Genomic DNA, 14,633 nt, shown 5'->3' with positions numbered 1-14,633 from the left:
ATGAAAACAAAAAAAATTGGTATTAGTTGTTACCCGACAGTAGGGGGTTCCGGTGTCGTCGCGACAGAGCTAGGAAAACAGCTTGCCTCTCGTGGCCACGAAGTCCACTTTATCACGACCGACATTCCTTTCCGATTAGACGATAAAGTGTATGCAAACATTTATTTTCATGAAGTCGAAGTGAATCAATACGCGGTATTTAAACACCCACCCCATGACTTAACGGTGGCGAGTAAGATGGCGGAAATCATTCGTACGCATGAGCTTGATATTTTACATGTTCATTATGCGGTGCCTCACGCCGTATGTGCGATTTTGGCACGGCAAATGAGTGGGCGAGATGTGAAAATTGTGACGACGTTGCATGGAACGGATATTACTGTACTCGGCTGGGATCCGTCTTTGCGCCAGTTAATTCGTTTTGGGGTGGAAGAGTCAGATGCGGTGACAGCTGTGTCAGCGGATTTAGTGCGCGCGACAAACAAGCTTGTCGGAACCGATAAGCCGATTGAAACGATTTATAATTTTATTGATGAATCAATTTATTACCCAAAGCCGGTCGCAACATTGCGGGGCTGTTATGGCATTGCTGAGGACGAGGATGTGCTCATTCATATTTCCAATTACCGTCCAGTCAAGCGTGTCCTAGACATCGTAAAGACGTTTCATTTCATTAGCGAACGGCGGCGGGCAAAGTTGTTACTCATTGGCAATGGACCGGAAATTCCAATTGCCCGGCAGTATATTATGGAACATGACTTAGAAGAAAATGTGCTCGTCCTCGGGAACCAAAAACATATTGTTGAGTTGCTTTCTATGAGTGATTTGTTGCTATTGTTAAGTGAGAAAGAGAGCTTTGGTCTTGTTGCGTTGGAAGCGATGGCATGCGGGGTGCCGGTGATCGCGACAAACATCGGTGGCATTCCGGAAGTTGTTGAGGACGGGGTGACGGGATTTTTATGCCCGGTAAACGATCCAGAAACAGCGAGTCAACGCGCGCTCACATTGTTGGAAAATGATGCATTGCGCGCGCAATTTAAAGAGGCGGCGCTGGCACGTGTGCGCGATATGTTTTACTCGCAAGATGTGGTTGATCAGTATGAGCAATTGTACGAAAGTTTGTTATTAAAGGATGGATGTTTGTGAGTGTCGAAAAAGCCTATCCAGTGTTGCGGTGCTTGCATGAAGCCGGGTATGAAGCTTACGTGGTGGGGGGCGCCGTAAGAGATACGTTACTTGCGCGCGCTGTCCATGATTTAGATGTAGTAACTTCGGCAGATGCTGCGACAGTGCGGCAATTATTTCCAAAAACAGTCCAGATGAATGAGCGACATGAGACGGTCCTATTGTTTCACAACGGGGTACCCGTCGAAGTGACGACGTTTAAAGGTGAGACGCTGGAAGCGGATTTACAGAAGCGTGATCTTACAATAAATAGCCTGGCGATGACAGCGAAGGGGGAGCTCATTGATGTTGTCGGTGGACAAGCCGACTTACAAACCGGTATTTTGCGTGCGTATGCACCTGAGGATGTGTTTGTCGATGACCCGCTTCGGCTGTTACGGGTGGCCCGCTTCCAGAGCGAGCTCGGGTTTCGTGTCGATGAAATGTTACAGGCTGAAATGACGGCGCGGCGCGCGCAACTGACAAATGTCGCAAACGAGCGCGTTGCCGCTGAGCTTGAACGGTTGTTTGCGGGGGCGTTTGCGCAAGCATCACTATCATTGTTACATCATACCGGGGTTGGGGCACATATCGCGATTTTTCCATTGACAGACGCGCGTTATCAGCAGTTGCGGACGCTACCGGATGAGCACTGGGATGATGGGGTGCGGACATGGCTAGAAGTAGCAGTAAGCCTGCAGGAAACGGGCTTTTTAGCAGCACTTCCGATTGCAAAGAAGCAAAAGCAAGCAGTAAAACAGGCATATGCTAGCTATATAAAACGGCAAATGGCAGCATTAAATGATTGGGAGCTATATGAACTCGGATTGCCGCTCGCCCAGTTAATTGAGGATGTGCGCCGTTCTCGGGGCGAAGATGCGATTGCTCCTGTCGTATTGGTGCAACGGTATGAGGCGCTACCGATCCAGTCACGTCATGCTCTTGCAATAAATGGCCATGATTTACTCGCCGTATCGGGGAAAAAGCCTGGCCCGTGGCTTGCTGCTGCACTAGAAAAAGCGGAATATGCAGTGGTGACAGGGGTAGTGGCAAATGAGCGCGCTGCTTTACAATCGTTTTTGCAAGGAGAGATAGGATGAAAGAAAAAATTTTATCGTTACTAAACGAGAAAACATACGTATCAGGTGAGGAAATTAGCCAACAGCTCGGTGTGTCGCGTACAGCGATATGGAAACAAATGAAAGCGCTCGTTGCTGAAGGATATACGTTTGATGCTGTCACGCGCAAAGGGTACCGCATTGTTTCGCGTCCCGACACATTAAAAAGTTATGACATTTGGCCATATTTAACCACATCATTCCTGGGTCGACACATTCATGATTACGAGGTGGTGTCATCCACACAGTTTGTTGCCCATGAGTACGCGAATAAAGAGGCACCAGAAGGGACACTCATTGTCGCGGATGCGCAACAACAAGGGCGAGGACGGCTGGCGCGTCCGTGGCAGTCAAAGCAAGGTGTCGGTATTTCAATGAGCTTGTTACTGAGGCCGCAAATTGAGCCGCAGCGTGCGCCCCAATTAACGTTATTAGCAGCTGTGGCGGTTGTTCGTGCGATTGAACAAGTAAGTGGACTCTCTTGTGATATTAAGTGGCCGAACGATATTTTGTATAAAGGAAAAAAATTGGTCGGTATTTTAACGGAGATGGCCGCAGACCCAGACTGGGTCAAATATGTCATTGTTGGGATGGGTGTGAATTGTCATCATGAGCGAGAAGATTTTGCAGATGGTTTGGCAGATGTGGCGACATCCATTCAATTAGAAACAGGGAAACGAATTTCGCGTGCTAACCTCGTCGCGGCAACTATGAATGAATTTGAATGGTTGTATGAGGCTTATGTGGAGGAAGGATTTATGGCGATCAAGCCGTTGTGGGAAGCACGGGCGATTAGCTTACATACATATGTGCACGTCCGAACGTCGCGTGAGACGTTACATGGTTATGCGCTTGGGATCACTGATGATGGGCGCTTACGAGTGCGGGATGAGGGTGGCGACATCCATTTGGTTTATTCAGCTGATATTGAGTTAGACACAACACGGTAATCGTATGATATACTAGAAGCGCAAGGGCTGTATCTGTAAGAACGGCACCGATCATAGGGCTTTCTTCACTTGTTTTGGGAAGAATGGCCTGTAGTTAGGGAAAGGATACGTGCATATTGAATGAGCTCTGATTCCATCAGGAACAGAGACTCTCGAGAAAATGTGCGCTGCTTGATAATGAATCAAGCAATCCTGGCCGTTTCATGCAGTTCGATTTGAACACATGAAACTGTAAGGAGAGATTGAATATGAAGACAACGAAGACGTTTTTACAGATGAAGAAAGATGGCGTACCGATCGCCATGTTAACAGCGTATGATGCGCCGTCTGCGCGACTGGCGGAACGGGCGGGTGTCGATATGATTCTCGTCGGTGATTCGCTTGGGATGGTTGTGCTTGGCTATGATTCGACGATACCCGTAACAGTCGATGACATTGTTCTGCACACAAAAGCGGTGAAGCGTGGTGCGCCGAATACGTTTGTTGTTGCTGATTTACCGTTCTTTTCTTATCATACGTCTTTTAGTGAAACTGCCACACATGTACGGAGGCTCATTCAAGAAGCTGGGGCAGATGCAGTTAAGCTTGAAGGTGGTTATGAGCGAGTGGATACGGTACGACAGCTCGTTCAGGCCGGTGTGCCTGTTGTCGGGCATGTCGGTTTAACACCACAATCTGTGGGTGTACTGGGTGGTTACGGCGTGCAAGGAAAGGAAGAAGATGATGCACGTCGCATCGTTGAAGAAGCAAAGGCACTAGCGCAAGCGGGTATTCTCGCGCTTGTAGTCGAATGTGTCCCGCAACAACTAGGCAAACTACTTTCACAAACGTTGACGATTCCTGTCATTGGGATCGGTGCAGGTGAGACGGATGGTCAAGTGCTTGTTTACCATGATGTCATCGGGTATGAATCCGCACATATTCCAAAGTTTGTGAAGCAATATGCGAACGTTTCGGAAGTGATTGAAGCAGGACTTCAAAGCTACGTTGACGATGTGAAGGCGCGTAAGTTTCCCGAGAAAACCCATATGTATATGACGAAACAAGCAGAAAAGCTGTCGTTATACGGGGGCGAACAAAAATGATTGTTGCAAAGACGATTGCTGCGCTCACATCAGCACTCGCCCCCTATCGGGAACAAGGAAAGACCATCGGCTTTGTGCCGACGATGGGCGCACTTCACGAAGGACATGTGTCACTCATTGAAGCAGCGCGACAAAAAAGTGATGTCGTCGTGCTGAGCATATTTGTTAACCGGCTCCAATTTGGTCCAGGGGAAGACTTTGATGCGTACCCACGCAACCTTGCGCGTGATTGTGACATCGCGAAACAAGCGGGGTGTGACGTTGTGTTTGCTCCCGCCGAAGCAGAGTTGTATCCAGAAACGCCCATGCATATCGTGACCGTTCGTGAAGGAGCCGATGTGTTGTGTGGAAAAAGTCGTCCGGGTCATTTTGACGGTGTTGCAACAATTGTGTTAAAATTATTCGGGCTTGTGCAGCCAAGGTATACGTTTTTTGGCGAAAAAGATGTCCAGCAAGTGGCGATTATTTCGCAACTCATTCGCGAGTTTTATTTGCCAATCACACTTGTTGCTTGCCCAACAGTGCGGGAAACTGATGGCTTGGCAAAAAGTTCTCGCAATGCGTATTTAACATCAGAAGAGCGTGCACTTGCACCAATGTTACATGAAGCACTACAGGCGGCAAAGCAGTGCATGCAACAAGGAGAACGTGATGTTGCGACACTCGTTCAAATTATACGCACGAGGTTAGCGCAACTGCCCCTTGGAGAAATTGATTATGTTGAAGCCTATACGTATCCGTCGTTAAAGCGAGTAGTGATTGGAAAAGATAAGATGATTTTAGCACTTGCGTATCGCTTTCCATCCGCGCGTTTAATTGATCATATACAATTGGACTTTGCTAATAGAGAAATGGAGTGACGAAAGATGTATCGTACGATGATGAAAGGCAAACTGCATCGCGCCCGCGTCACAGAGGCAAATTTAAATTATGTTGGTAGTATTACCATTGATGAGGATTTAATGGATGCAGTCGATATATTGGAAAATGAAAAGGTACAAATTGTCAATAATAATAACGGCCAAAGATTTGAAACGTATGTCATTAAAGGTCCACGCGGACAACGCGATATTTGTATAAATGGTGCAGCAGCTCGGTTAGTTCAGCCGGGTGACGTTGTCATTATTTTGTCTTATGCAATGATGTCTACAGATGAGGTGAAAACGCATGTTCCTCGTGTAGCGATCATGAATGAGCACAATGAGATTGATGAAATGTTAGGAACAGAGCCAGCTTCTACCGTTCGATAATCCGCATATTCCCCTTTTTCCTGTTGCACACTTATAAGTAAGATATGCAATAGGGAGGGGATTTTTTTTGCATCAATTTATTTCACAGTGGCAGACATTATACGAGCATGCGCGTACGACACCAATTGCAGGCGATCATCCATATGTGAAAACATTGGAACATATGACGCAGCAATTATTGAACTTATGGGGAACGATGGATGAGCAATTGCAAGCATTAAAGCACGAATTGGCAAACCGGCGCGCATTTTTGGCTTATGAAACAAAAGGGACAGAATTGTTTGCGGCGGACTGTTTTGAAGAATCGCTTGAACAATTACAGACAGAAGAAGCATGTGGTGAAGCAGATTGCGTTCGCCGGCTGTACGTTGGTTATGCGGCGCTCTATACGGAGAAAAACGAGTGTGCGCGCGACCATTTTGCTTACGTATTACAAGTCGCTGTCACACCGCTTTTAACGCATTTTGCTTATTTTGGCTTAGGGTTACTTGCGATGGTCAGACATGATTGGGAACAGGCGATCATTCATTTTGAACGAGCAGAATCACTCACATCCAATACGGATGTCGTATATAATTTAGGTGTATGTTATTATTTACTTGGTGCATATGAGAGCGCGGCGTGCTATTTCCATACGTATGTCAATCGACATGAAGATTGTGATGTCTATGTGTTGTGGGGATTATCATTAATGAAAGCAGGTCGTGTTGAAGAGGGGAAAAAGGTGTGGCTTGCGAGTGCGGCGTTAACGGATTCAGATGCCTTGCTTGCCCGACTTGCGGAATCAGCAGAGTGGTTTGGTGTGCATGATCTTGCTTGTCATTGTTACGAGCAGCTCATGCAGATAAATGGGGAAACGATCCCGTTATTACACGGTTTTGCCTGGAATAAAGCGCTAAGTGGGGACGAGGAAGGGTTGCTTCTCTTAGCAACATTAGGACAAGCAGACGCAGAAGCCCATCGGTCATGGTGCCTTCTTCACGAAGCAACAAAATAACTAAAGAAGAAATCGCGCCAGGGGAGCTGAGATATTCATATGTCAGAGCGATTTGTCATTGTAGATTTAGAAACGACAGGTAATACACCAACACAAGGGGCACGAATTATTCAAATAGGGGCAGTGAAAGTCGAAGGCCGAAAGATCATTGACCGGTTTAATACGTTTGTCGATCCGGCTTGCGACATCCCACCTTTTATTGCGGAATTAACAGGAATTACTGTCGCAGAAGTGAAGGGGGCACCGGCTTTTGCTGAGGTTGCTCCGCAGTTGCTGGCGTTTATGGACGGGTGCGCGTTTGTGGCGCATAACGTTCCTTTTGATCAAGGTTTTTTAACGGCGCAATTAGATATGGAAGGCTATCACTGGTTGCCACAGGTCAGTTTTGACACAGTTGAAATGAGCCGGGTGTTATTCCCGAGCCAGGATAGTTACAAGTTATCGGAACTCAGCGGTTTTTTGGCGCTTAACCATACGCGTCCGCACCAAGCAGACAGTGACGCGCTAATAACTGCTGAGTTATTTCTTTCATTGGTACATAAATTGGAATCACTTCCACTTGCAACATTGCAACAACTGGATAAGGTTACTTTACGCTTATCCAGTGATTGGTCCCAACTTATCCGTCCAGTCATAAAGAAAAAGATGAATATTCATGCGGCATTGGCAGAGACACAATATGACATGTTCGGTCAGCTTGTATTAAAGCGACACGAAGAAAAAAGTGAGAAGCAACCTTCATTATCTCAACCATCTTTCACGGATACGATGACAACTGCTTTTACGCATGCCACTGACCATGTTGAGGATCGCCCAGGTCAGCGTCTCATGATGGAACGAGTATACAAGGCGCTTTCAAGCGAGGCATATTTATTACTTGAAGCAGGCACAGGTACAGGAAAAACATTGGGCTATTTATTACCAAGTGTATATGTCGCAAAGAAAACTGGAAAGCCTGTCGTTGTGTCTACGTATACCGTGGCGCTGCAAGAACAATTATTACAAGAGGATATCCCATTGTTATGTGCACTAGTTGATTTTCCGATTGAAGCAGCGATATTAAAAGGGCGTCATCATTATTTAGACGTAAAAAAGTTTGAGCGTTCACTCGCTTATTGTGAAGAGGATTCATACGATGTGTTGCTTACGAAAGCACAAATATTAGTATGGCTACTAGAAACAGCTAATGGGGACCGAACAGAATTGAATTTAAGCTCCGGTGGCGAAAATTATTGGTTGACCGTACAGAGTGACTATGGGGACGCGTCAGACCCACGTTGTTTTTATCAACGCGCCCAAACGCATGCGACAGAAGCAGATATCATTATTGTCAATCATGCATTATTAATGATCGATACAATACGAGAGGTGCCTGCTCTACCCTCTGTTTCCCATGTCATAGTTGATGAAGCACATCATTTTGCTGATGTCGCCCGGGATCATTTAGGGACATCATTGCGCTATGTGTCTTATGCCTTTGCATGGCAACGATTGGCACGGTTGCTTGAAGAGGCAAGTGGTCTTTCATTGCAACTGCAAGCGCAATTAACGCATATGTCAGTCATTCAAGAGGATGTCGACGATTTGTTCCGAATGCTCCGCGCATTTGTGATGGAGACAGAAGATGGACGAACGGGAAATACAGGGCGGCGTAGTTGTTCGTATGCACCAACTGTCCAAGTTGGTGCGATGTGGCAAGCCATATTTGTTTGTGCGGAGCGGATTTATACACATGGTTTAAAGTTAATAAAAGTGGTAGACAGCGTGCTTACTTCTTTGCAAGAAGCGCAATGTACGCCTGCTACATACGCGAAGATACGTGCGACGAACGAAGCAACCAAAGCAGTTTATCGCCATACGCAAGCACTAAACACGTTACTACTGACCGCTGAAGAAGGATATGTGTATTGGATTGAGGCAGAGCCAAAGGGAGCGAAAAACGCGACGTATTTATATCGAAAACCAATGGATGTCTCAGACTGTTTAGCAGATCAATTTTTTGCGCGGAAGCGGAGTGTCGTATTAACATCAGCGACGTTGACAGTGAATGATTCGTTTTCTTACTATGTTGATCAGTTAGGATTAGCGGATTTTGGTGTGGAAACATTACAGATTCTTTCTCCATTTGCATATGAAACACAAACGAAATTGCTAATCCCATCAGATGTACCGGATGTGCGTGGGAAGAACGACACATTATTTGTGGATGACATTGCCATTAAAATATGGCGTATTGCTGAAGAAACGAATAGAAAGGTGCTTGTGCTGTTCACATCATATGACATGTTGCGCAAAGTATATTATAATGTAAGGAATTTAAACGAAACACGCTGTCTGCCGTTAATTGGGCAAGGGGTCACAAATGGCTCACCAGCGAGGCTATTAAAAATATTTAAACATGAGACAAGCGGCATTTTATTTGGTACAAACAGTTTTTGGGAAGGCATGGACTTACGCCAAGCCGGCGCTTGCCACCTCGTTATCGTTCGCTTGCCGTTTGCTTCTCCAGATGAGCCGTTTGTTCGCGCGCAAATTGAGCAGGCGAAATCGCGTGGCAAAGACCCGTTTAAAACAATATCATTGCCACAAGCGGTGATTCGTTTTAAACAAGGATTCGGTCGACTCATTCGCTCCACAGCCGACAATGGCGCGGTATTTGTGTTTGATCGTCGTATTGTCACAACAAAGTATGGAGCAACGTTTATTCAGTCACTCCCGTCCGTTCCCGTCTTAGAGGGGAAACTTGAAGCACTGCTTGAGATGATTTGTAACGAGGGAGAGGAATAAGAGACATGAAAACAGTTGTAAAAAATGTGACGATCATCACGATGAACCCTACATTCGAGGTCATAAAGCACGGTTACGTCGTTGTAGAGAAAGGGGAATTCACTGAAGTTGCCCATGGAGACCCTCATGATTCATTGTGCGATACAGCCGATCTTGTAGAAAACGGACGTGGAAAATGGTTAATGCCGGGCCTCATTAATACACATGGTCATCCGGCAATGAGTTTGCTCAGAGGCATTAGCGATGACGCCATATTAGGTGACTGGTTAAAGAGGGACATTTGGCCACTTGAAGGACGCTTTTTAGAAACAACAACAGAAGCGGCGCGCAACCTCAGTATGATTGAAATGATCGAGTCAGGGACGACAACGTTTTTAGATATGTATCATTTGCATATGCCGCAATTTGCGGAAGTGATCGCGTCTGTTGGGATGCGTGCAACGCTCATGCGCTCAGTCATAGGGTTATGCGCGGACGCAGAGCGGGAGCAAAAGCTTTTAGAAGCACTCGCCTTTGCAAAAACGTGGCATCAGCAAGCAAATGGTCGGATTCAAACGATGCTTGCACCGCATGCACCGTATACTTGTCCACCGGCGTACATCGAACAAATTGTCGCTGCTGCCCGCGCCGTACATGTACCTGTCCATATGCACGTAGCAGAAACACGACAAGAAGTCGCCAATTTTAAGGAAACATACAGTGTTCATCCACTCGATTTATTAAATGAAAAAGGCCTTTTAGACGATGTCAACTGGCTTTTTGCTCATTGTGTACATGTGGAACCGCATCACATTGACTTGCTTTCACAAAAGAAAATTGCCGTTTCCCATAACCCAAAAAGCAATTTAAAACTTGGCTCAGGCATTGCCCCAGTCGCACAAATGCTCGCTCGCGGTGTGACTGTAGGGCTTGGCACCGATTCGGCAGCGTCTAACAATGCGCTTGATTTATTTGAGGAAATGCGCTTCTCTGTTCTATTACCGCGCGGGATCTCAGAGCAAGCGGATATTGTTAAAACAAAGCACGGTTTGCAAATGGCGACCATTTTTGGGGCACAAGCGTTACGGTATGATAATCTCGGCGCGATTGCCGTCGGAATGGAAGCTGATTTCATTTTACTTGATTGCGACAAGCCTCACTTGCATCCAACAGAACCGGTCGCTTCACACCTCGTATTTGCGGCAAAAGGGTCTGATGTCACGGATGTATATGTACAAGGAAAGCCTTTGATGAAAGACCGGACGTTGTTGACATTAGACAAAGAACGAATCTTGGCAGAAGCGAACACACAGTTAGCGCTGCTTAAAAAGTAAATAAAAACGTTGCGGAGTCTTCCGCAACGTCTGAGGTGTGGGTAGAAGGTTTTAGTCAATATCAGCCGGCGTATCTGCTCCTTGAGCAGAGGGACGAAATACAGCTGGAAAAGCTGTTTGTTTAATTGCAAGTGGCCAAGCCTCTTGAACAGAACGGTTGGCGCGACAAAGTAAAGAAGCTGTGTCTTTATGTTGCTGAAACCATGCGGCTAAATCGTGTTTGTTCAATGACGTGCGCCCCCCTTCAACTGGCGTATCCATAGTATGACCGCCTGTGATGCTGCTATGTTAGCAATGATTGTGACGATCGAACAGATATTGCCTTGAATAGTACAATGCTTTCCTCGAAAATGTAAAGAAAGGAAGTCAAACATGGACACAATCAAAAGGAAAAAGTTGCTCTCATCTGTGACAATACAATATCATGATGACATGTATAAAGTTGTCAGTGAGTTAAACCACACATTGAAAGACCGGGGACTAATTTTTGGTCTTTCACTTAATAAACAAGAGCAGACAAAGGCGACTTTGTCCATTTATGAAGGGTGACAAGAAGCAAATGAAAAAGGTGATCAGCCTTACCGCGACAGCAGTTGTAATCATTCTTGTTGCAGTCAGCATTTACGTATACCAACTCATTCGTGCGCCAATTGTGGAGGCTACTGAGCGGGCCACTGCATATGTGTTGGATGAAAAGATACTTGAAGCCGTCAAAGATGTGGACTTTTATCACGGTAAAGACGTTTATTGGGTTGTGCGTGGCAGTGATAAAAAAGGGCAAGACGTTTATGTATGGTTACAACAAAAGGATGACAAATTAAAGAAAACAACGACACTACCCGTGAAAGAAGGGATCTCTGAGCAGGAAGCAAAGCAAAAAGTTGCTGCTGAAAAAGGGGTCCAACAGATGGATACAATTCGCCTTGGTTACGAAGATGGACAGGCTGTTTATGAAGTAACGTATTCGGAGGAGTCAGGAGCCAAAACGTTTATGTATGTCGCTTTTAGTGATGGCAATGTTTTGAAGAGCTATTCACTTAAATAATAACAGCCATAGGCTTTCCCTGGAACGGTCATTGACTTTCATTTTCAGGAGCAGGTATAATTCAAGAGATATAGATGAATGTAGGTATGGGTCGTTATTCTAAATGAAGACCGGCGATGTGTAGGAGGAGACAAAGATGAAAACAACAATTGCACAAATTGGCGCATCACTCGACCAAGAAGTGACGCTTGGCGCATGGGTGGCAAATAAACGTTCAAGTGGTAAGATTGCTTTTTTACAATTACGCGATGGAACTGGTTTTATTCAAGGCGTCGTTGTGAAAGCAGAAGTGGCAGAGGATGTTTTTCAGATTGCAAAGGGTTTGACGCAAGAAAGCGCGATTTATGTGTCTGGGAGAGTGCAAGCAGATGAGCGTGCGCCTTCAGGATATGAGCTCATTGTTCACAAAATTGAAGTGATCCATGAGGCGACGGACTATCCGATTACACCGAAAGAACACGGAACGGAATTTTTAATGGACCATCGTCATTTATGGTTACGCTCTAAGCGTCAACATGCATTGATGAAAATTAGAAATGAAATTATTCATGCGACGTATCGTTTCTTTGCAGATCATGGCTTTACAAAGCTAGACGCACCGATTTTAACAAGTTCCGCACCAGAAGGCACAACGGAATTGTTCCATACAAAGTATTTTGAGGAAGATGCATATTTGTCGCAAACAGGGCAGCTGTATGCAGAAGCAGGGGCAATGGCGCTTGGGCGTGTGTTCACATTTGGTCCGACTTTTAGAGCTGAGAAGTCCAAAACGCGCCGTCATTTAATTGAGTTCTGGATGATTGAAGCAGAAATGGCTTTTTTAGAGCATGAAGAAAGTTTGCAGCTACAAGAAAATTATGTGGCGTATTTAGCTGATCAAGTTGTTCGTCATTGCCAAACAGAATTGAAATTACTTGATCGAGATGTAAGCAAGTTGGAAGCGATTCGTGCGCCGTTCCCGCGGATTACATATGATGAAGCAGTGGCTTGGCTCCAAGAAAACGGCTTTTCTGAGCTTCAGTGGGGAGAGGACTTTGGTTCCCCGCATGAAACCGCGCTTGCTGAGCGATTCGATCGTCCGGTATTTATTACAAACTACCCTCGTGCGCTTAAGCCGTTTTATATGCAGCCAGCACCTGACCGCGATGATGTCGTCTTATGCGCTGATTTGATTGCCCCAGAAGGATATGGGGAAATTATTGGTGGTTCTGAGCGGATTCATGATTATGATTTATTAACAGAAGAGTTAACGCGGCATAACTTATCATTGGATGAGTATGGCTGGTATTTGGATTTACGTAAATACGGATCTGTGCCACATGCCGGATTTGGACTCGGATTAGAACGCACAGTCGCGTGGTTTGGCGGTGTGGACCACGTTCGTGAAACGATTCCATTTCCACGTTTATTAAATCGAATGTACCCTTAACAGAGGTCGGAAGTCAGAAGCCGGAGGTCATGTGAAGCAGCCTTGACGTGACCTTGGGTTACTGCATGCTGTACTTGGAATGGATGGAGTTGGTAAGGGTGGATAAAAAAGTTTTTATGCAGTGGGTACAACAAAGACATGTCAGTATACCTCAATTGTTACTGGCCCATTACACGGACCTTCGTATGGATGAACAAGAGCTCGTGATGTTATTACACATACAGTCTTCCTTAGATAAAGGAGATGCATTTCCCACGCCGGAACATTTAAGCACACGCATGACGCTGTCACTTGATGAATGTACATCTATCCTCGGGCAATTAATTAAAAAGCGTTTATTGTCACTTGAAAGCCATTTAAATGAGGAAGGGATTGTCTCCGAATCGTATACACTTGAGCCGTTATGGTCGTCACTCATAACCCTTTTGTCGCGCTGGGATGAAAAAGAGGCAAAAGCAGACCAAAAAGCGCAAGAAGGACAGTTGTATCAACGTTTCGAGCAAGAATTCGCAAGACCGTTGTCGCCCATTGAGTCAGAAACATTGTCAATGTGGTATGATCAAGACGGTCATTCAACTGAATTGATTTTTGCGGCATTACGGGAAGCGGTCATTTCCGGAAAACTAAATTTCCGTTATATCGACCGTATTTTATTTGAATGGAAACGAAATGGTGTTCGAACAGTGAATGAAGCCCGTACGCATAGTGAGCGGTTCAGGAAAAAAACAAGTGAGCCTGCCAAGCATCAAGCGAAGCAAGCAGAAAAAAAAGATGTTCCCGGTTTTCACTGGTTGGAGAAACTGTAGGGGCTTTGTAGAGGCGGTGTATGATGCGAACGAAAAAAGAAGCACAAGATGCGATCCGGGTAATGGGCACATTGTTTCCCGAAGCGGAATGTGAATTAAATTTCCGGAATCCGTTTGAGCTATTAATTGCAGTTGTCCTCTCTGCGCAATGTACAGATGCGCTTGTGAATCGGGTGACAAAACATTTATTCGAAAAGTATCGTGATCCAAAAGCGTATATTGCTGTTCCGCTTGAGGAATTGCAACATGATATTCGCTCCATTGGGTTATTTCGTAATAAAGCAAAAAATATTCAGTCATTATGTTATACACTATTAGAGAAACACGGTGGCAACGTCCCGCAAACGCGAGAAGAATTGGAGGCACTTGCTGGCGTAGGTAGGAAAACAGCCAATGTAGTGCTAAGTGTCGCTTTTGACATTCCAGCCATTGCCGTTGATACGCATGTGGAGCGTGTGACGAAACGTTTAGGCATTTGTCGATGGAAGGATACGGTTCGTCAAGTGGAAGATACACTCATGAAGAAGTTAGAAAAAGAGACGTGGGGCGATGCGCATCATCGGTTAATTTTCTTTGGTCGCTATCATTGTAAAGCGCAGTCACCGCGGTGTCCAAATTGCCCATTGCTTGACCGCTGTCGTGAAGGACAGAAACGATTAAAAAAGCAAACCACCGGATGAGAATAGAAA

At 45.6% G+C, this 14,633-nt stretch carries 15 protein-coding genes; 14 read left to right on the top strand and 1 reads right to left on the bottom strand.

Features of this window, described 5'->3' with window-relative positions; genetic code table 11:
- The 9 genes from bshA (at position 1) to NSQ26_RS05535 (ending at position 10,664) form a co-directional block, all read left to right on the top strand.
- Positions 1–1,146: an N-acetyl-alpha-D-glucosaminyl L-malate synthase BshA gene (gene bshA / locus NSQ26_RS05575; protein ID WP_499719614.1), complete on the top strand. Its 1,146-nt coding sequence runs from the start codon at positions 1–3 to the stop codon at positions 1,144–1,146.
- Positions 1,143–2,264 (top strand): CCA tRNA nucleotidyltransferase, encoded by a 1,122-nt coding sequence (locus tag NSQ26_RS05570; protein ID WP_499719612.1) that lies wholly within the window; start codon positions 1,143–1,145, stop codon positions 2,262–2,264. Before bshA ends, NSQ26_RS05570 begins: the two co-directional genes overlap by 4 nt.
- Complete coding sequence (locus NSQ26_RS05565; RefSeq protein WP_499719611.1) at positions 2,261–3,232, top strand: biotin--[acetyl-CoA-carboxylase] ligase; 972 nt, start codon at positions 2,261–2,263, stop codon at positions 3,230–3,232. Before NSQ26_RS05570 ends, NSQ26_RS05565 begins: the two co-directional genes overlap by 4 nt.
- Before the next feature lie 248 nt (positions 3,233–3,480).
- Positions 3,481–4,317, top strand: a complete 837-nt coding sequence (panB, locus tag NSQ26_RS05560) for a 3-methyl-2-oxobutanoate hydroxymethyltransferase (RefSeq protein WP_499719610.1) — start codon at positions 3,481–3,483, stop codon at positions 4,315–4,317.
- Positions 4,314–5,177, top strand: a complete 864-nt coding sequence (gene panC, locus NSQ26_RS05555) for a pantoate--beta-alanine ligase (RefSeq protein ID WP_499719608.1) — start codon at positions 4,314–4,316, stop codon at positions 5,175–5,177. Before panB ends, panC begins: the two co-directional genes overlap by 4 nt.
- Before the next feature lie 6 nt (positions 5,178–5,183).
- Positions 5,184–5,567 carry an aspartate 1-decarboxylase gene (panD, locus tag NSQ26_RS05550; RefSeq protein WP_090774972.1) on the top strand — a complete coding sequence of 128 codons (384 nt, stop codon included), beginning with the start codon at positions 5,184–5,186 and terminating at the stop codon, positions 5,565–5,567.
- A 67-nt stretch (positions 5,568–5,634) separates the two neighbouring features.
- Positions 5,635–6,564, top strand: coding sequence for a CDC27 family protein (locus NSQ26_RS05545; protein WP_499719606.1), 930 nt, complete (start codon positions 5,635–5,637; stop codon positions 6,562–6,564).
- Positions 6,565–6,603: 39 nt separating this feature from the next.
- The gene (gene dinG / locus NSQ26_RS05540) at positions 6,604–9,351 is read left to right on the top strand and encodes an ATP-dependent DNA helicase DinG (RefSeq protein ID WP_499719604.1); all 2,748 of its coding nucleotides are present in this window, start codon (positions 6,604–6,606) and stop codon (positions 9,349–9,351) included.
- A 5-nt stretch (positions 9,352–9,356) separates the two neighbouring features.
- Entirely contained in the window at positions 9,357–10,664 is a 1,308-nt protein-coding gene (locus NSQ26_RS05535; protein WP_499719603.1) for an amidohydrolase, read from the top strand.
- A 51-nt stretch (positions 10,665–10,715) separates the two neighbouring features.
- On the opposite strand, the gene NSQ26_RS05530 is transcribed toward NSQ26_RS05535, so the two are convergent.
- Complete coding sequence (locus NSQ26_RS05530) at positions 10,716–10,925, bottom strand: hypothetical protein (RefSeq protein ID WP_090774976.1); 210 nt, start codon at positions 10,923–10,925, stop codon at positions 10,716–10,718.
- A gap of 111 nt (positions 10,926–11,036) precedes the next feature.
- Between NSQ26_RS05530 and NSQ26_RS05525 the strand changes: the two genes are divergently transcribed.
- From NSQ26_RS05525 to nth, 5 genes are all read left to right on the top strand, one after another.
- Complete coding sequence (locus NSQ26_RS05525; protein ID WP_090774977.1) at positions 11,037–11,213, top strand: YpmA family protein; 177 nt, start codon at positions 11,037–11,039, stop codon at positions 11,211–11,213.
- A 10-nt stretch (positions 11,214–11,223) separates the two neighbouring features.
- Positions 11,224–11,709, top strand: a complete 486-nt coding sequence (locus tag NSQ26_RS05520) for a cell wall elongation regulator TseB-like domain-containing protein (protein ID WP_499719601.1) — start codon at positions 11,224–11,226, stop codon at positions 11,707–11,709.
- Positions 11,710–11,845: 136 nt separating this feature from the next.
- The gene (gene asnS, locus NSQ26_RS05515) at positions 11,846–13,138 is read left to right on the top strand and encodes an asparagine--tRNA ligase (protein WP_090774979.1); all 1,293 of its coding nucleotides are present in this window, start codon (positions 11,846–11,848) and stop codon (positions 13,136–13,138) included.
- 98 nt (positions 13,139–13,236) lie between these two features.
- A complete protein-coding gene (locus tag NSQ26_RS05510) occupies positions 13,237–13,944 on the top strand; it encodes a DnaD domain-containing protein (protein ID WP_090774980.1) in 708 nt (235 codons plus the stop codon).
- Between the two features lie 23 nt (positions 13,945–13,967).
- Positions 13,968–14,624, top strand: a complete 657-nt coding sequence (gene nth, locus NSQ26_RS05505) for an endonuclease III (RefSeq protein WP_499719990.1) — start codon at positions 13,968–13,970, stop codon at positions 14,622–14,624.
- Positions 14,625–14,633 lie beyond the last annotated feature (9 nt).

Origin of the sequence: Bacillus sp. FSL W7-1360, from assembly GCF_038592975.1 — a bacterium.
Taxonomy (GTDB): Bacteria; Bacillota; Bacilli; order Bacillales; family Bacillaceae_D; genus Shouchella; species Shouchella lonarensis.
Note: the sequence above shows the minus strand (reverse complement) of the source record. Positions and strands in the feature narration are given on the sequence as shown.